At 66.3% G+C, this 16,972-nt stretch carries 15 protein-coding genes; 11 read left to right on the top strand and 4 right to left on the bottom strand.

The features are described 5' to 3' along the window. The first annotated feature begins 323 nt into the window (after positions 1-323). The 3 genes from ACFQQD_RS00945 (at position 324) to ACFQQD_RS00935 (ending at position 3,649) form a co-directional block, all read left to right on the top strand. Positions 324-842 (top strand): hypothetical protein, encoded by a 519-nt coding sequence (locus ACFQQD_RS00945; RefSeq protein WP_378085261.1) that lies wholly within the window; start codon positions 324-326, stop codon positions 840-842. 174 nt (positions 843-1,016) lie between these two features. Next, the gene (locus ACFQQD_RS00940) at positions 1,017-2,291 is read left to right on the top strand and encodes a hypothetical protein (protein ID WP_378085259.1); all 1,275 of its coding nucleotides are present in this window, start codon (positions 1,017-1,019) and stop codon (positions 2,289-2,291) included. Continuing rightward, positions 2,291-3,649, top strand: coding sequence for a hypothetical protein (locus ACFQQD_RS00935; protein WP_378085257.1), 1,359 nt, complete (start codon positions 2,291-2,293; stop codon positions 3,647-3,649). Before ACFQQD_RS00940 ends, ACFQQD_RS00935 begins: the two co-directional genes overlap by 1 nt. A 19-nt stretch (positions 3,650-3,668) precedes the next feature. Here the strand turns inward: ACFQQD_RS00935 and ACFQQD_RS00930 are convergent, their stop codons facing one another. Continuing rightward, positions 3,669-4,904, bottom strand: a complete 1,236-nt coding sequence (locus tag ACFQQD_RS00930) for a glutamate--cysteine ligase (RefSeq protein ID WP_378085255.1) — start codon at positions 4,902-4,904, stop codon at positions 3,669-3,671. Positions 4,905-5,295: 391 nt separating this feature from the next. On the opposite strand from ACFQQD_RS00930, the gene ACFQQD_RS00925 reads away from it, so the two are divergent. From ACFQQD_RS00925 to ACFQQD_RS00905, 5 genes are all read left to right on the top strand, one after another. Next, positions 5,296-6,972, top strand: a complete 1,677-nt coding sequence (locus ACFQQD_RS00925; protein ID WP_378086070.1) for a glycoside hydrolase family 3 N-terminal domain-containing protein — start codon at positions 5,296-5,298, stop codon at positions 6,970-6,972. A gap of 141 nt (positions 6,973-7,113) precedes the next feature. Then, positions 7,114-8,169, top strand: coding sequence for a siderophore ABC transporter substrate-binding protein (locus ACFQQD_RS00920; protein WP_378085253.1), 1,056 nt, complete (start codon positions 7,114-7,116; stop codon positions 8,167-8,169). A gap of 12 nt (positions 8,170-8,181) precedes the next feature. Continuing rightward, positions 8,182-9,183, top strand: coding sequence for an ABC transporter permease (locus tag ACFQQD_RS00915; protein WP_378085251.1), 1,002 nt, complete (start codon positions 8,182-8,184; stop codon positions 9,181-9,183). Beyond that, a complete protein-coding gene (locus ACFQQD_RS00910; RefSeq protein WP_378085249.1) occupies positions 9,176-10,378 on the top strand; it encodes an iron chelate uptake ABC transporter family permease subunit in 1,203 nt (400 codons plus the stop codon). The genes ACFQQD_RS00915 and ACFQQD_RS00910 overlap by 8 nt, the downstream gene beginning before the upstream one ends. After that, positions 10,375-11,130 (top strand): ABC transporter ATP-binding protein, encoded by a 756-nt coding sequence (locus ACFQQD_RS00905; protein ID WP_378085247.1) that lies wholly within the window; start codon positions 10,375-10,377, stop codon positions 11,128-11,130. Before ACFQQD_RS00910 ends, ACFQQD_RS00905 begins: the two co-directional genes overlap by 4 nt. Positions 11,131-11,155: 25 nt before the next feature. On the opposite strand, the gene ACFQQD_RS00900 is transcribed toward ACFQQD_RS00905, so the two are convergent. The 3 genes from ACFQQD_RS00900 to ACFQQD_RS00890 all read right to left on the bottom strand — a co-directional run bounded on the left by ACFQQD_RS00900 (position 11,156) and on the right by ACFQQD_RS00890 (position 14,432). Next, the gene (locus ACFQQD_RS00900) at positions 11,156-12,475 is read right to left on the bottom strand and encodes an SAM-dependent methyltransferase (RefSeq protein ID WP_378086068.1); all 1,320 of its coding nucleotides are present in this window, start codon (positions 12,473-12,475) and stop codon (positions 11,156-11,158) included. Between the two features lie 147 nt (positions 12,476-12,622). Further along, complete coding sequence (locus ACFQQD_RS00895; RefSeq protein ID WP_378085245.1) at positions 12,623-13,951, bottom strand: MFS transporter; 1,329 nt, start codon at positions 13,949-13,951, stop codon at positions 12,623-12,625. Position 13,952: 1 nt separating this feature from the next. Then, complete coding sequence (locus ACFQQD_RS00890) at positions 13,953-14,432, bottom strand: MarR family winged helix-turn-helix transcriptional regulator (RefSeq protein WP_378085243.1); 480 nt, start codon at positions 14,430-14,432, stop codon at positions 13,953-13,955. 135 nt (positions 14,433-14,567) lie between these two features. Between ACFQQD_RS00890 and ACFQQD_RS00885 the strand changes: the two genes are divergently transcribed. The 3 genes from ACFQQD_RS00885 (at position 14,568) to ACFQQD_RS00875 (ending at position 16,957) form a co-directional block, all read left to right on the top strand. Further along, positions 14,568-15,110: a hypothetical protein gene (locus ACFQQD_RS00885; protein WP_378085241.1), complete on the top strand. Its 543-nt coding sequence runs from the start codon at positions 14,568-14,570 to the stop codon at positions 15,108-15,110. Between the two features lie 162 nt (positions 15,111-15,272). Then, entirely contained in the window at positions 15,273-15,632 is a 360-nt protein-coding gene (locus ACFQQD_RS00880) for a DUF6507 family protein (protein ID WP_378085239.1), read from the top strand. Further along, complete coding sequence (locus ACFQQD_RS00875) at positions 15,629-16,957, top strand: hypothetical protein (RefSeq protein WP_378085237.1); 1,329 nt, start codon at positions 15,629-15,631, stop codon at positions 16,955-16,957. Before ACFQQD_RS00880 ends, ACFQQD_RS00875 begins: the two co-directional genes overlap by 4 nt. The last annotated feature ends 15 nt before the right edge of the window (positions 16,958-16,972 follow it).

Raw genomic sequence — 16,972 nt, 5'->3', positions numbered from 1 at the left:
TGCCCATCGGCCTATGCCGTTCACGGGCGTACCGTGAGCCGTCGACACCGATCGACCAGCTATGCAGGTTTACACCGTCGACGGTTACGGCGATTACCGTCTATCGGTCGCTGAAAGCGCGGAAGAGGTTGCAGACTCGACATCCGGACTGCACCTCGAGCCGGTTTCTGGACTGGCGCTGTATCACGCCGTTCACCCGTGGTGTCGGGCTGTTTCCGGATGACCTCTGCCGAGGATTGCGGACTCGCGTGTATGGGTAGAAGTCCCCATATCGACTTCGATCCAGTATTTGTAGGCTGGTTTCGACACCGAAGGGGAATCAGATGACTGATTACTGGCTCGACTTGGACGGTTGCCAAGCCGTGATCGACGACTTGTACACCATTCTTGACACGGAGAATACGCATTTCACGGGTCATGACGTCGACCTGGATTCCATGGACGTCGGGCTCTATGCCTCAGAAGAGACTGACCTCATCCAGTCCAGTGCTGAAAGTGCCAATCAGGCGATCAATAAGTTCTACGACGAAGAGTTGCTCCCGCAGTACGACGCGATCATCACCGAGATCGAGAACTGTCTTTCCGCCATGCAAGATGTGGTGAACTACTACGTCTCCGGAGATGCGGCCATGGCCGCCGAGAGCTCCGGGCGGGAAGCGCAGTACCCGGAGATGCGCTCTGGTGGTTCCGAAGGTGACGTCGATTCATCGAAACCCGTGCCAGGTGACGCTGAGAACGGTGCGGTTCAGTACGCTCCGGAATCGGACTCCAATACCCCGAGCGACTACAACGTCACTCCTTACACCACGGCGCATACCACCGAGCAGAGCAATGATGGATAGGAACCGATGAGATACGAAGGCGTCAAATGGCTGGAAGGTTCACCGGTCGATAACATCGTTTCCGCCTACCACGACGGGTTTGTCTCTTGGGCTGTGCCACTGCCGCCGTCCTCCCGTGTCGTCGCCGGTGGCGAGGGTATTCAGGAGAAAGTCCAGAAAACCCACGATGTCCTCATGCGCATCGTCTCGCAGTGGACTCGATTCCGCGATGTCTATGGCGGCGCGGATCAAGAGGCCGTTTTCAGCGCCATGACGCCGGTGGCCGAGAAACTCGGTGGGCTGCTGCATGGAGCCGACATTCTGGCGTCGGCCGCCTCGACGTTCGATACGGACGTCCAAGCCAAGAGCGGTGTCAAGGAGCCGTACGACTATTGGGCCCGAGGATGGCTGACCCGCTTTTATCAGTACGACCGGGACAAGAACAAGGTCTACTCAGGCGAATGGACTGAAGACGACTACGTCGAACGGCACGGAGAGACGCCGGAGAGTCACTTCGAAACCCTCGAGTCGGAACGCACCGAACATCAGCAGCAGGCCATCGACTTGTACGAGACCATCGAGTCGGCGCGGAACACCTTCGCTGACACGGTTTCCGGCGTCGATATGGAGGAACTGTCGGAACTGGCCTACGTCAATCGGCCAGCTGCCCTCAACCCCATGGACTCCCCGGATGAACTCGCATCCGTACTGCAGAACAGCAACTTCTTCGGCGGAATGGAGGGACTGACCGAGGAGGACTATCGCGCTATCGCCGAATCCGTTCCGCTGGATGATCTTCCGTATGACTACATGGACTCCGACGGGGTGAAGTGGTCCTACAACGCTGACGGGGAATTAGTCCGCTCTGGATCGGCAGAGGATCCCTATCTGACCTATGCCGTGCAGCTGGCCATCGCAGAGGACGACACCTACGGCAACGTGCCGATGCCCAACGTCACGGCGCCGGACGGCTCGTACTCGAGTAATCCTCCGACGATGCGGGAGTACCTCTCGGCGCAAGGCATCAGTGTCGCAGCGGGCACCATCACGGGCATGCCGAAAAAGGCGATCCTCAACGCGGCCGCAAAGTCCGCGGACCTCTCGCCCACCAACAAGAAACTGTTCACCGCCAACGTCACAACGATCACCACCCTCGTCCAAACAGGCTGGGACACGAGCAAGTTTGAGCAACAATTCTCAGAACAGAACCCGCTGTTGTCTGATGAACAGGTCACCGAGCAGACGCGACGATACATCGCCGAGGAACTCGTCACCTTCCTGGCCACGACGGGAACCGACATGGCTGCCACCGCCGCTATCCCGTGGACCGGTGTGCCCGGATGGGTGCTCGTGACGCTGGTTTCGTGGGGCGCTGGACAAGTGGCGACTGCGGCCGTCGATGAGGTCTTCGACCAAACGTGGACCGAGGAAGAACGCCAAGAAGCCTACGCCAACGGGGAAATCGGCTGATGGCCTTGGACTTGCCCGCCCGGTGGACGAGTGTCGCGCTGCCGGGCACGGATGTCGGCTTGCTTCCACGCATTGAGGGCCGAGCTGTCCGGCCGACGCTGATGGTCTACCGCTGGGGTGACGGCCTCGTCAGCAGCGCCAACCTCGACCTGCGCGATGACCTCCGTCGCCCAACAGGCCACCGGGCTTTCGGCAGTCCCGCGGCCCCTCAGGGCACCTGGACCGTAGGCGTGGACCACTGGCGAGACGGTTCATGGTCAGGATTGCGCTTTCTCCGCATCGCGTCCATCCACGGCGACAGCGCCGTAGCGGAGATCCGGTGGCTGCTTTGGCCGTCCTGGAGCGAAACCGGCTCCCGCCGCCCGGACGTCTGGACGGCCGATCCCAGCGTGTGCGCAACTGCGGTCATCGGACTGGAAGACCTTCCCCTCATGGATTCGATCCTCGACTCCCTCGTCGGTCGGATTCCGGGCGATTGGAGCCCGTCAGTCGGCCGAGGCGATCCCGAGGAAGAAGTCCTCGTGCAGTCTGCAGCGCAGGCAGATGAGGCGGCCGACGCCGTCACCGTGACGGCGCCCACGCAAGTCACTCCTTCCGGCCTGGCTCCCGGATGGGAGACGGTGCCGTTGGCGCCCGTCCCCACGGCGCTCCTCAACTTGCTGCACTCGCATCCCGCTGGCAGCTCCTGGGGGCGGTTGCAGTCCGAGACCACCCAGCTGGCAGTCGACTCAGGCTTGGTGGATCCGGACGGTCTGCACTGGCGAGCGTGGGCCTCGAGCGTGGCAGGCACGCTCCAGGAGCCCGATGGCACGTCTCGGTTGATCGGCTTCGGAGAGTCAGGCCGCGAGGTTCGGTTGCAGCTGTACCGGCGACGGGACGTCAGCGTTGTCATCGCCCCGGGGCCGACGTCGGCCCACTGGCTCGGCATGATCCCGGCGACGCGAGGCAGCGAGATGATGTTTCGCGCCATGGGAATTGTTCCGTCGTTCTCCACCAAGCTCGCGGTAGAGCGCGTTTCCCTGGAGGACCTGATTCGGCGCTCTGCTGATCCACGCCAGCCCTTGCCTGCCACCGTGGCGACCGACCCCCAGTGGAAGCGCCTGTGGGAGACCGAGCAGTTCAGTCTGTGGATGGTCGAGACCGATCGACTGGACACGGCCGAGTCCGTTCCACCGGTCATGGTGCTCACGGCCGGCCACGAGGGAAACTACCTGGCGACGCAGGCTGGCGACGGGGAGGTAGTCGTCCGGCCTATCCAAGGCTCCCAACTCTTCACCTTCTTGATGCCCGAGTTGGCGGGCTTCGTTCCCGGACCGTACCAGCGGAACTTACGGGACCGCGCCACATCGACGGCGTAATCGGCTGGGCCCTGCGCCATTACCCACCGATGGACATCCGCGTCCGAGCCACCGCGTCCTGAACCACGGCACGCAGGGGAGCGCCGCCGTCGTTGGCCTGCACTGCGGCGACCGTTTGCGGGCCCGCCCCGCCGGCGACGCCCTGGGCCAGTTCCGCGGTGCCGTCATGTCGCACCGCCTCCGCCACCCGCCGCTGATGCGCGGCCGCGCCGCCACCGGCCAGGATGTCCGCGACGCCGGCCAGCTCATCCGAGCATCCCAGCCGCTCGGCGACCGGAGCCAGGCGTTCCAGCTCGGTGCGCAGATGATCGGACACCAGCGTCTCCTCGCCGTCGGCGTCCAGAATGATGATCGCGTCCATGCCGTAGCGGGCCGCACGCCACTTGTTCTCCTGCACGTGCCACGGCGGCATGGTGGGGATGGTGCCGCCGGCCTCGAGGGTGTCCGAGAAGTCCTGCACCAGACACTGCGTCAGCGCTGCGATGGCCGAGATCTCCTCGAGCGTGGCCACCCCGTCACAGACCCGCATCTCCACGGTGCCCAGCCGCGGGACAGCGCGGACATCCCAGCGGCACTCGGTGACGTCGTCGATCACCCCGGTCTTGGTCAGGTCGGCCACGCACTGTTCGAAGCCGGACCACTCACGGAACTGAAACGGCAATCCGGCCGTCGGCAGCTGCTGGAACATCAGGGTGCGCTGAGACTGGTAGCCGGTGTCCACGCCGGCCCAGAAGGGACTCGAGGCGGACAGGGCCAGAAAGTGCGGCACGTAATTGACCAGACCGTCCACGACGGGCATCGCCTTGGCCACATCGTCCAGTCCCACATGGACATGGACCCCATAGATCAGCATCTGCCGGCCCCACCACTGGGTGCGGTCGATCAGTTTGCCGTAGCGATCGGCGGGGGTGACCAGTTCGTCGGTGGGCTGGGCGAACGGGTGCGAGCCCTGGCAGTACAGCTCCACATCCATGGCGTTCGTGACGTCCTGGACCTTCCGGGCCGCGTCGCGCAGTTGGGCCACACCCTCGGACACGGTGGTGCAGACATCGGTCACCAGCTCCACGGTGTTCAGCAGCAGTTCCTGCTTGACCTGCGGGTGCTCCTGACCGAGATGGAGACCGGCCTGATCCGCGACGCCGGCCAGCACCTGATCGGCGACCGGCTTCAGTGTGCCGTCGGTGGCGTCCACCAACGCCAGTTCCCATTCCAGGCCCAGGCTGGACTGTCCGGACTGCGCGAAAGGCAGGTGCATCGGGGACTCCTGTCGAACGGTGGGGACGGCGCTCCAATCCTAGGGCCAGTTCTCGGGCCAGGGCTGTCACACGGTGGCTGTCACTGAAGGCCGAACCGCACGACGGTCATACGATGGCGGGGTGATATCCCTGCCCCGTCCGCTCCTCCTCCGTTCCACCGGTTCCACCCGCACGCCTCGCCGGTCCGATGATCGCCGACATGCTGCGGTATTTCCGGCTCTGGCCGTGGTGGCCACACTGGCGTTGACGGCCACTGCCTGCACCACCTCACCGTCCTCACCCGACGCAACTGACGCAACGAACGGGACGAACGGGGCGAACGGCGGTCCGAACTCCGGCTCGGAGGCGTCACCGAGTGCGGACCACCAACCGCTGAGCCCACTGGAGACGGTGTTGAGCGGACCGTCCGAGGAGACCGCCGAGGCCGCCGCCGAGGCCGTGGCCGAGATGGACACCGCCGAGAAAGCCGGGCAGATCCTCGTCGGCCAGCTCGGGAAGGAGGGGACCGATCCGGCGTCGATCGAGGAACTGAACCTGGGCGGCGTCATCGTCATGGGCGACGCCGTCCCGACCGCTGCCGACGGCACGAACGATGTCGATTCGCTCAAAGCCCGGCTCCAGGAGACCCAGCAGGCCCTCTCCGCCGAGCGCGACTGGTCGGGCGTCATCGGCGTGGATCAAGAGGGCGGGCTGGTGGCCCGAGTGCAGGAGCCGTTGACCGAGTGGCCGACGCTGATGAGCTACGGGGCTGCCGCGACGGGTGCTGCTGGTGGGGCTGATGGAGCTGAGGGAACGGCTGACTCGGAGCAACTGACGACCCGGGGCCATGCTCAGATGGGCTCGCAACTGGCGGATCTGGGGTTCACGCTGGACTTCGCCCCGAGCGTGGACGTCACCGTCGGCGAGACCGACCCGACCATCGGCGCCCGGTCCTTCTCCTCCGACCCGGAGCTGGTGGCCACCCTGGGCCGGGCCGCCACCACGGGGTTGCTGCAGGCCGGTGTGCTTCCGGCTCCCAAGCATTTCCCCGGGCATGGTTCCGTCACCAGTGACTCGCACGTGACCGCGCCCGTGCAGGAGTCCTCGGTGGAGGAGCTGTCCGGGCGGGACTGGATGCCGCTCGAGGCGCTGCTGGGCTCTGCTGATGCTGACGGCTCTAATGTCTCTGCTGACTCCGACGGTTCTGCGTATACCCCGATGGTGATGATGGGGCACATCATCGTGCCGGAGCTGGAACCGGACGTGCCGTCGTCGGTGTCTCCGGCGGCGTACGAGGCACTGCGTGACCTGGGACCGGGCGGCTACGACGGCGTGGTGGTCACCGACGCGCTGAACATGGGCGCGCTGGTGGAGCGGTATGGGCCGGACGAGGCACCCGTACAGGCGCTCGCCGCCGGGGCGGACCTGCTGCTGATGCCGTCGTCGTTGCCGGGAGCACGGGATGCAGTGGTCGAGGCGGTGGACACCGGGGAGGTCCCGGAGGACCGTTTGACCGAGGCTGCCGAACGCGTGGTCACCATGCTGATGTGGCGTGACCAGCTGCAGGAGGAGTTGGCCGCGGCATCACCGGAGGAACTCGCGCAGGCGGGAGTCGCCGGTGCTGGTGACGCTGCCGGTGCCGGCGGCTCGGCCGATTCCGCCGACGAGGCCGACCCGGAGCAGACGTCTCAGGAGGTCTCCGAGGCGGGAGTGACGATGGTCGACGGCACGTGTGGCGAGCCGCAGGTCACCGACTCGCTGCAGATCACCGGGGGAACCGCTGCAGATCGGGCACGGCTCGCCGAGGCTGCCGAGTCGGCGGGGTTGACCGTGGGGTCCGGACCCGTCGTGCACCTGCTGGGATCGGCCCGCGAGGCCGGGGAGGGCGACGTCGTCGTGGCTCTGGATGCGCCGTTCGGACTGGCCCGGTCCTCCGTGCCCGCCGACGGCGCGTTGATCGCCCTCTACGGACGGACTCCCGGGGCCTTCGCGGTCTTGGTGCAGGTGCTCACGGGGCAGGCCGAGGCGCCGGGTGCGCTGCCAGTCGAGGTGGGGGAGTGGCCAGCCGGAACCGGGTGCTCGCCGTAGTCCACTGGTGTGCGCGCTGTCACACACCGACATGTGAGCGCAATAACGGATCACGCACGTGACCTAATCGGCTAAGGTAAGGCTTACCAAACGTCGGATCCGGCGGTCACGCCGTTCCCTTCCCCAAGGAGTACCACTCGCATGCAGACCACACACCGACGCCTCGGCCTGGTGGCTCTCGTCTCCTCCGCAGCTCTCGCACTGACCGCCTGTGGCGGGGCGAACGCCGGCTCCACCGGGGAGTCCGCGAGCCCGTCCGCTTCCGCCAGCGCCTCCGCCGGCTCCTCCAGTTCCTCTGCCAGCGCCTCCACCCAGTCCGGACCGGTGAAGGTCACGGACATGGCCGACAGCGAAGTGACCGTGCAGACGCCCGCAGAGTCGATCATCGCCACCGACAATCGCATCTTCCGCACGCTGGAGAACTGGGGTGTCTCGCTGGCAGCGGCCCCGCTGGCGCTGATGAACGAGGACACCGTGGACTACCCCTCGGACGACTCCATCATCGACCTGGGAACCCACCGCGAGCCGGACATGGAGGGCTTCGTGGAGGCCAAGCCGGATCTCGTGCTCAACGGCCAGCGCTTCTCGGGGCTCACGGAAGACATCAAGCCGCTGATCGGTGACGCCGCCTTCGTGGACACCAACGTGGTCGAAGGCAAGCCGCTGGACGAGGAACTGCGTCGCCTGACCACGCTGCTCGGGGACATCTTCGGCAAGCAGGCCGAGGCCGAGAAGCTGATCAGCGACTTCGACTCGTCCATCGACCGAGCCGCCGAGGCCTACGACGAGGACGAGACCGTCGTCGGGCTCATTGCCACCGGTGGTGACCTCTCCTATGCGGCACCGTCCACCGGACGGGCCATCGGCCCGGTGTTCGACATGCTCGAGCTGACTCCGGCCCTCGAGCGGGACGGCTCCACCAACCACCAGGGTGATGACATCTCGGTGGAGGCCATTGCCGAGGCCAACCCGGACTGGATCCTGGTGATGGACCGCGATGCCGCCATCTCCACTTCCGAGGAGGAGGGCTACCAGCCGGCCGCCGAACTCATCGAGGAGTCCGAGGCCCTGCAGAACGTCACCGCCGTGGAAGAGGGCAACATCGTGTACCTGCCGGAGGACTTCTACGTCCACGAGGACATCCAGAACTACACGACGTTCCTCAACAAGCTGGCCGACGCCTTCGACGCCGAGTAAGGCCCGCTCCACATGACCGACACCACGACCGTTCACTCCGCCGTGCCTCGGCGGGGTGAACGGTCGTCCCGCGGCGCCGTCTGGCCGCTGCTGCTCGGCGTGGTGCTGACCCTCGGACTGGTGGCCGTCTCCCTGTTCGTGGGCGTCTATGACATTGCCAGCGCCGAGGGCGGCTGGGAGATGTTCTTCATCACGCGGGTCCCGCGGACCATCGCGCTCGTGCTGGCCGGGGCCGCGATGGCCATGTCCGGACTGGTCATGCAGTTGATGACGCAGAACCGATTCGTGGAGCCGACGACCACCGGCACCACCGAGTGGGCCGGACTGGGGCTGCTGCTGACGATGATCGTGGTCCCGAACGCCTCCATCGTCGACCGGATGCTCGGCGCCGTGTTGTTCGCCTTCATCGGCACCATGGTGTTCTTCCTGTTCCTGCAGCGGGTCACGCTGAAGTCGTCCCTGATCGTGCCGATCATCGGGATTATGCTCGGTGCGGTGGTCGGGGCGTTCTCCACGTACATCGCCCTGCAGACGGAGATGCTGCAGCAACTGGGCATCTGGTTCGCCGGCAGTTTCACCGGCGTGGTCCGCGGGCGCTACGAACTGCTGTTCATCGTGCTGGCGATCGCCGTGCTGATCTTCATCCTGGCCGACCGGTTCACCGTGGCCGGACTCGGCAAGGACATCGCCACAAACGTGGGCCTGAACTACACGATGATCCTGCTCAGCGGTGTGGCCATGATCGCCATCGTCACCGGCGTGACCACCGTGGTCATCGGTTCCCTGCCCTTCCTCGGCCTGATCGTGCCCAACGTAGTGTCCCTGTTCCGCGGCGACAATCTGCGCACCAACCTGCCCTGGGTCTGCTTGGTGGGGGTCTGGGTGGTGACCGTCTGCGACATCATCGGCCGCACCGTGATCATGCCGTTCGAGGTCCCCGTGTCCTTGATCCTCGGCATTGTCGGCGCCGCCGTCTTCATCGGTCTGCTCGTCAGGAGGCGCAAGCATGTCTGAGACCACCGTTCCCCGGACCCGGTCCACCGCCTCGCCAGAGCTGCCGGCCACCGCTGAAGGTGAGGTGCCGGACACGGCCGCGCCCGACGTCGGGACATCCGGTTTCGCTGTTCGTCCCGCTCCTGATGGCCTGACCGAATCCGGTGCCCGGTCCGGCAGTGGTCGACCGGCGCGAACGACGCGGGCCACGCCGAAGCGTCACTCCGGACCGTTCGGCGAGCGCAAACACCTGGTGCGCTATCTCGTGCTGGTGGGTGTGCTCGTGGTGCTCGCGCTGGCGGCGACCGTGGGCAATCTGGCCTGGGACAATCCGATGGAGTTCGGGACCGAGGGGTTCTGGCTGATCGCCGGCATGCGGGTGGAGAGCATCGTGGTGATGCTGGTCGTGGCCACGTGCCAGGCCTTCGCGACCGTGAGTTTCCAGACCGTCACGAACAACCGAATCATCACGCCCTCGATCATGGGCTTCGAGTCGCTGTACACGCTGGTGCAGACCGCGGCGGTGTTCTTCTTCGGTGTGGCCGGGGTGACCATGGTGGTCGGCGTGCAGCAGTTCTTCCTGCAGGCCGGGCTGATGGTGGTCTTCGCGGTGCTGCTCTACAGCTGGTTGCTGTCCGGGCGCTTCGGCAACATGCACATCATGCTGCTCGTCGGCGTGGTGCTCGGTGGCGGGCTGGGCGCATTGTCCACCTTCATGCAGCGGGTGCTGGATCCCAACGAGTTCGATGTGCTCACGGCACGGCTCTTCGGCAACATCTCCAACGCCCAGACCGAGTACTTGCCCTATGCCATCCCGATCATGCTGGTGTCGGGGGCCCTGTTGTGGTTCCGGACGCGCCGGCTCAACGTCCTGGCCCTCGGCGCGGACGCCACCAACAATCTGGGGCTGAACCATCGGCGCGAGACGCTGATCGTGCTGACCCTGGTCTCGGTGCTGATGGCCATGACTACCTCTCTGGTCGGGCCGATGACCTTCCTGGGGTTCCTCGTGGCGACGCTGGCCTACCAGTTCACGGACACCTATGACCACCGGCTCATCCTGCCCGTGGCCGTCCTGATCGGCTACACGATCCTGTCCGGTGCGTACTTCGTGCTGCGCAACATCTTCTACGCGGCCGGGGCGGTGACCGTGATCATCGAGCTGGTCGGCGGTCTGGTGTTCCTGGTCGTCATCATGCGAAAGGGTCGACTGTGATCACACTCGAGGGCGTCACCAAAGACTATGGCGAGGACACGCGGATCGGTCCGGTCTCCGTGCAACTGCCCCAGGGCGGGATCACCGCGTTGGTCGGCCCGAACGGCGCCGGCAAGTCGACCATCCTCACCATGATCGGCCGGCTGCTCAAGGTCGACTCGGGCCGCATCGAGGTGGCCGGACAGGACATCGTCAACGCCCCGTCCAAGGCGGTGGCCAAGATCCTCTCGATCCTGCGCCAGGAGAATCACTTCGTCACCCGGCTGACGGTCCGGCAGCTCGTGGGCTTCGGCCGGTTTCCGTATTCGAAGGGTCGGCTGACCGCAGTGGACGAGGAGTACATCTCCGAGGCGATCGACTTCCTGAACCTCGGCCCGCTGGAGAACCGCTACCTGGATCAGCTCTCCGGAGGGCAGCGACAACGCGCCTACGTGGCCATGGTGCTGGCGCAGAACACCGACTATGTCCTGCTGGACGAGCCGCTGAACAACCTGGACATGCAGCACTCAGTCCAGATGATGAAGCAGTTGCGCCGGGCTGCCGACGAGCTCGGCCGCACCGTGGTGATCGTGCTGCACGACATCAACTTCGCCTCCCGCTACGCCGACTGGATCCTCGCCATGAACGACGGCGCGGTGACCGAGTTCGGCACGCCGGAGCAGATCATCACCGACGAGGTCCTCACGCGGGTGTTCTCCACGGACGTCCGCGTGATCGACGGCCCCGAAAGCCGCCTGGCCGTCTACTACTGACGGCTCAACGTGGGGAGGGGGGAGCTCAGCGCGTGGGGAGGGGCTCGACCTCCACAGCCACGCGCTCCTCACCGATACGCGTCAACACCAGGGTGGCGTGCCGGCCCGAGCGGCTCTTGGCCTTGCCCTGTCCGCTCATCAGCAGTCGGCGCAGTTCCTCGGGCGTGACGTCGACGCCGCGCTTCTTGATGTCCAGGCGCCCGACGCCGGTCTCGCTGACCCAGCGCCGCAGCCCCTTGACCTTGTACGGCATCACCGTCAACACCCGGTAACCGGTGGCGAAGGGAGTGGCCACCGGCTCGTCGGCGCAGAAGTAGGCAATATGCTCATCCAGCAGTCGTCCGTTGACCGCAGCAAACTCCCGGTCCACCAGATCCGCCACCAGCCCCGCCCGAATGACGGCGGCGTCCGGCTCATAGAGATACCCCGTCAGACCCTCGACGCCGGCCACGGCCACCTCCGGCGAGTCACCGAAGTCGGCGGCGGAGGCCAGCTCGGCCGTGGGTGAGGCGGCCTGTGCGGCCGCGGCCCCGTCAGGGGGAGCCGCCGTCGTGGTGAGGACCAGGGCGGCACGGCGCACCTGGGGACGGGCGAGGTCGTTGAACCACAGCACCGCCTCGGTGAGGGACCCATCGACCGAGATCCACTGCGCCTCGCACTCGGCCGGCACGGACTCATGCGGCAGGGCCGGGCCGAGCTTGACGCCGACCGGCGCGCCGTCGTCGGCCAATCCCTCGACGAAGGACAACGGTGGCGAGAAGGCCTCCGGGTCGAAGACGCGGGCCGAGCCGGAGGTGGAGACCACCCGTCGGGCCGGGTCCAACCAGAAACCCTCGGGGCGGGTGCTCGTGCCAGAGCCTGAGTCGCCGGCCGGGTTGGACAGCACATCAGAGACCCACCGCTGCGCGTCGGCGCACACCACGGTGGCGTCGGGGAACGGCATGAGGTTGATGGTGGCCGCGGCAGCGACGGTCTCGTCCCGTTCCACCGCCGTCACCTTCAGCTCGAGGGCGGCCAAGGCCATCGAATCCGCTCCCAGCCCGCAGCCGAGATCCGCCACCGATGTCACTCCGGCCGCGGCGAACCGACCGGCGTGCAGTGCGGCGATGTTCATCCGGGTGGCCTGTTCCAGCCCGGCTCGGGTGAAGACCATGTGGTCCGCGAAAGGCCCGAACTTGGTGGCGGCCTGGGACCGGAGCTTCGACTGGGTCAGCACGGCGGAGACGAGCTCAGGGGAGTGGCCCTCTGCTCGCAACCGCGTGGACAACGTCAAGGCCTCCGACTCCCGGTAACCCTCCAGCGAGTTCAGCAGGCGCCATCCCTCCGGAGTGAGCACCGGTGCCAGGGCCGTGTCGTCCTGACTCGCCGGCTGCGCGGTTACCGGTTCGCCGGGACTGCCGGCAGAGGACAACGACGAGGACGACGACGAGGACGACGACGGGGAAGAAGGGGGAGTAGGCACGTCTCCACGGTACCGGGCGACGTCCCGAGATCAGGCGTCGTCGCCGGCGGTGATGGCTTGGGCCTCTTCGGCCGCGGTGGCGTGCGGACGGCCGATGTGGCGCAGGTTCTGCCGTCCGATGATCAGCACCACGATGGCGACCACCACGGCAGCGGCGCCGCACCAATACGGCACGCCGGCTCCCATGGCAGCCAATCCGCCGGAGACCGCCGGGGCGATGGCCCCGCCGAGGAAACGCACGCCGGAATAAGTGGAGGAGGCGACGTTGCGCGGAAGGTCCGTGGCCTCCATGACCGTTTCCGTCAGCGCGGTGTTGAGCACGCCGAGGAACAATCCAGCCACCACGACGGCGACGATCACCGTGGCCAGGGACGTCACCGCCAGACCCATCACGGCCAGCGTGAGCGCCAACGCTCCCAGCATGGTGAACAGCACGGGCATCAACCCGAACCGTCGGGTGAGGATCGGGGCCAGGAACACCGAGGCGATGGCCAGCATGACGCCCCAACCGAAGAACACCAGCCCGAGCTCATGGGCGCCGAACGTGAATCCGGCCTCGGCGGCCGCCGTCTCCAGGGGGTAGGGAGAGTAGGCCAGGAGGGTGAAGAACCCGAAGTTGTAGAACAGCGCGACGCCGGCCAGCACCAACAGCGCGGGCCGGCCCAGAGCGACCAGCCCGGCGGTGAAAGGCACCTTTGGCGGCGTCGCGGTCGGTGTGCGCAGCAGGGCGACGATGGCGATGGCGCCGATGGCCATCAGCACCGCGGTGCCGAAGAAGGGGCCCCGCCAGGAGACATCCCCGAGCAGTCCGCCGAGCAGGGGGCCCAGGGCCATGCCGATGCCGAGTGCGGACTCATAGAGGACGATCGCCTGGGCGCTGCCACCACTGGCCGCCCCGACGATGGCGGCCAGGGCGGTGGAGATGAACAGGGCGTTGCCGAGTCCCCAGCCGGCACGGAAGCCGATGATCTGGTCCACGGTCTGGGAGCCACCGGCCAGAGCGGAGAACAACACGATCAGCGCCAGGCCCAGCAACAAGGTGCGCTTCACGCCCAGTCGTGAAGAGATGAAGCCCGCGAAAAACATCGCCACCGCAGTGATCAACAGGTAAGACGTGAACAGCAACATGGTCTGTGACGGCGTCGCGGACAGCGAATGGCTGATGGCCGGCAGGATGGGGTCCACCATGCCGATGCCCATGAAGGACACCGCGCACGCGAAGGCGATGGCCCAGACGGAGGCCGGCTGCCGCCACAGCGGCGGTCGCTCCTGCTGATCATCGTGCGGCTGTCCGTGTGGCGCGGACCGGGCCTGCTGACCGGCAGGTTGGCTGGCGTGCTGGTGGTCGGTCTGGGTCATGTCACTCCTGACCTGTGGTGGCGGTGGATGTATCGGCGGACGCCGTCTTCAAGCGACGCACGAGCGACTCCATCAACTCGGCGGCGCGATCCAGGGCTTCCCGGTCGTCCTGGTCGAGTTCATTGATGGCGTCTCGGTAGGTCTCGGAGGCGCGCGCGCGGAAGGCCATCAGTTCGGCGATGCCCGCGTCGGTGATCTGCACGTCGGCGGCTCGGGCGTCCTCCGGATCAGGACGTCTGGTGACCAGGCCGTCCGCTTCGAGGCGGTTCACGGCCGTGGTCATGGAGGGCTGGGCGATCTGCTCGCGTTGAGCCAACTCGCCCACCCGCAGTCCCCCGTCCTGGAACAGGTTGGACAACACGCGCAGGGAGACCAACGATCTGCGATTGCCCGAGAGCTGGGAACCGGTGCGGGCAAAACTGCTGCCGGCGGCGATGAGCCGGGCGGCCAAGTCGCCGTGGGAATCCGAAGGAGAGGGCATGCAGGCAACTATATAGCCAATCTATATACCCGAGCTATGCACTAACTCACCGGTCGCCGTCGCCGACGTCGGCTGAGCATCGCCGACCGCCTCGGGTGGAGGACCGGGAGTGGAGCTCGGCGGTAGGCTGGAACCATGCCTCAGCACCCCGCCCCGCGTTCGCCGTCGACGGACTCCGCGCGCCGCTATCAGGATCATCTGGACCCTGACCATGACTGGGACGGCGAGCCCGGCTTTGACTTCTTCGGCCGGTTCGAGGACGACCATTCAGGGGCCGGTGAGAACGAGGTCGAGCATGACTTCGCCGAGGATGGGGCCCCCGAGACGGCGGGCGCCAGGGGCGCTCGCGGGACGCGTGGCGACGTCGGGCGCGGCTCCCGTGCCTCCGAGCAGGCGGCGACAGCCCCGCTGTGGTGCAAGATCCTGCTCTACGCCTCGATGGCCGTGGGTGTGGTGGCGGCCTTGGTCCTCATCATCACTGTCATCGCCCAGATCTTTGTGGCCGGCACCTTCACGCTCGGCGGCGGGGACATGCTCTCGGATTCCGAGGCCGCCGGCGCCGTGCGCCGAGACGTGGTGTGGGTTCCCCTGTCGGGGCCGCTGATCGCCCTGGGCGTGGCGTTTGTGGGACTGTGCGTGGCGGCGCTCGGGATCTTCTGGGCACGCAAACACGGCTGAGGAACCATGCCGAAGCGCCTTCTCGCCGAGATGCGGCCAGAGGGCAGCGAGCAAGAGAGCGCGACGACGTGGGGCTGCATGGGGAGAACTCCCCATCGCACTGCCCCGCCTCATCGGATAACTTGACGGAGTCCCATCGTCCACGATCTGGAGGCTTGAACGGTGTCCCTGACCGGCTATGACATCGATCCCGCGGGAGCCCGTGGGGTCGTGAACCGAGTGGAGACTCAGGCAGAGGACCTGCCGACCATCCGCGAGACGGCACATGGTCACATGGAGTCCCTCATCGAGGCGGCGAAGATGCGGGCCGTGACGACGGCGCTCACCTCGGTGTGGAACGACATGCTGGCCGTCCAGGCAGAGGCAGCCGAGGTCAGAATTGCGAATGGCAACAGCGGCATGAGGTCAGCCGTCACCGCATTCGAGGACGGGGACATCAACATGATGGAGGCCTCGCACGCGACCATGCACCAGTCGCCGGACCTGGAGATCGACGACGCCATGGTGGTGGAGGACGAGTGACCACTTTCGATACGACCGGATTGACGGACTGGCCCCTCCCGGCTGATATGGAGACGGCCGCCGCAGACCTCGCCACGAAGGCGGGTGAATTCAAGGACGGTGTGGAGGACTGCGAGAACGAATGGAAGGGGCTCTCTGCCCACTTCTCCATGGACGAGTCGACGGCCACGGACCGCGTCCTGAACTTCTACGACCTGGTCACCGCGCACGGTGAGGTCGTCAAGGCCACCGCTGAGAAGACCAAAGACGTCATCGGCGACTTCGCCGAGGACGTCCGTGTGCTCCAGGTGCGACGCACCACGGCCTACGGCCGGATCGACGAGCATAACCGACTGGTCGACGCCGGCGACGAACCCACGGGCATCTACACCGAGACCTCGGTCCAGGAGTACATCAATACCGTGGTCGGTGACCTCGTCACCAAGGCTGAGGAGTGCTCCGGCAAACTCGAGGCCATCACGGTCGACGCTCTCGTGAGCGATGGCCTCACGCCGCCTGGGCTCACCGCGGGTACGGCGGTGTCCGTTGCGAAGATGACGGAGTTCGACCGGGTGAACTTCACCTACAACGTCGTCGAGCGCCACCAGGTCCCCATTTGGGACTACACCACCACCGCACCGAGTGCCGACTGGGTCGTCGACGCGGATGGCAACGTGACCCGCGCGCCGTTCGTCACGAGTCGGGAGGTCTCCGGCTACCGCTACGAGCACCGCACAGTGCAACAGACCGGTACTCGCACGTCATGGGTGGGCCTGCAGACCCCCGTCAACGAGTGGGCCTACCGCCATATTCCGGCCTACCGGGAACGGGTGGACCTCAACCCGGACCGCTATTCCCGCGGCGGGCCGAGGTTCTGGGACGTCAAGGGGCGGCTGCTGGACTTCGAGGACGCCCTGCGCCACGGGAATAACTGGACGAAGACCCTTCGGGTGGCCGGGCCCCTCGCCACGCTGGTCACCGCCGGACTGACGTACAAGTCGGAGTACGATAAGGCGCTCGTCGAGCTGGCCATGGAACACCCCGACTGGTCCACTGAACAGATCCAGGCCAGGGCACAGGAGATGTCCGCCGTCCAAGGGACCACCCAGGTGGCCCTCGACTTCGGCTACGGGGCGGCCGGTGCCGCCGTGGGCACGTTCATCGGCGGGCCGATCGGCACCGTCGTCGGCTTCGGCGTGGGTATGGGTATCGGTTGGATCGCGGAGAACACCGGATTCAATGACGTCGTCAAGGACGGCGCCCAGTGGGTCTGGGACAAGGGTTCGGACGTGGCCGAGGACTTCGGCGGTGCGGTGTCGGACGCCTGGGACTCGATCTTCGGATGAGGAGCGCCGCAGTGA

The sequence above is a fragment of the Citricoccus sp. GCM10030269 genome (assembly GCF_042665635.1).
Taxonomy (GTDB): Bacteria; Actinomycetota; Actinomycetes; order Actinomycetales; family Micrococcaceae; genus Citricoccus.
This window is presented reverse-complemented; position numbering and strand designations above follow the sequence as displayed.

Coding starts and splice junctions, on each gene's coding strand:
- ACFQQD_RS00945 (WP_378085261.1), top strand. CDS start 324: ATGACTGATTACTGGCTCGACTTGGACGGTTGCCAAGCCGTGATCGAC.
- ACFQQD_RS00940 (WP_378085259.1), top strand. CDS start 1,017: ATGCGCATCGTCTCGCAGTGGACTCGATTCCGCGATGTCTATGGCGGC.
- ACFQQD_RS00935 (WP_378085257.1), top strand. CDS start 2,291: ATGGCCTTGGACTTGCCCGCCCGGTGGACGAGTGTCGCGCTGCCGGGC.
- ACFQQD_RS00930 (WP_378085255.1), bottom strand. CDS start 4,904: ATGCACCTGCCTTTCGCGCAGTCCGGACAGTCCAGCCTGGGCCTGGAA.
- ACFQQD_RS00920 (WP_378085253.1), top strand. CDS start 7,114: ATGCAGACCACACACCGACGCCTCGGCCTGGTGGCTCTCGTCTCCTCC.
- ACFQQD_RS00915 (WP_378085251.1), top strand. CDS start 8,182: ATGACCGACACCACGACCGTTCACTCCGCCGTGCCTCGGCGGGGTGAA.
- ACFQQD_RS00910 (WP_378085249.1), top strand. CDS start 9,176: ATGTCTGAGACCACCGTTCCCCGGACCCGGTCCACCGCCTCGCCAGAG.
- ACFQQD_RS00895 (WP_378085245.1), bottom strand. CDS start 13,951: ATGACCCAGACCGACCACCAGCACGCCAGCCAACCTGCCGGTCAGCAG.
- ACFQQD_RS00890 (WP_378085243.1), bottom strand. CDS start 14,432: ATGCCCTCTCCTTCGGATTCCCACGGCGACTTGGCCGCCCGGCTCATC.
- ACFQQD_RS00885 (WP_378085241.1), top strand. CDS start 14,568: ATGCCTCAGCACCCCGCCCCGCGTTCGCCGTCGACGGACTCCGCGCGC.